1 protein-coding gene is annotated in these 278 nt (G+C 64.7%); it reads left to right on the forward strand.

Annotated elements, in window-relative coordinates:
• Positions 1-278 (forward strand): EAL domain-containing protein (locus SB725_RS30945; RefSeq protein WP_410923198.1); only part of this gene is annotated, 278 nt, incomplete at both ends.

Raw genomic sequence — 278 nt, forward strand, 5'->3', positions numbered from 1 at the left:
CTGCGCTCGCACCCTAAACTGTACATATCGGTGAACCTGGCCGCTTGCGATGTGATGGTGCCGCGGATCGGCCGGGTGGCGGCCCGCCTGCTGGCCTTGCATCGGGTGGCGCCCAGCCAGATTGCCTTCGAGGTCACCGAGCGAGGCCTGGTGGATGTGGTGGTGGCCCGTGACAACCTGCAATCGCTGCGCGCTTCGGGGCATCAGGTGCTCATCGACGACTTTGGTACAGGCTATTGCAGCCTGGCCTACCTGCAGACCCTACCCGTGGACTGCCT

Origin of the sequence: Pseudomonas sp. SIMBA_041, assembly GCF_046535095.1 — a bacterium.
GTDB lineage: Bacteria > Pseudomonadota > Gammaproteobacteria > Pseudomonadales > Pseudomonadaceae > Aquipseudomonas > Aquipseudomonas mucoides.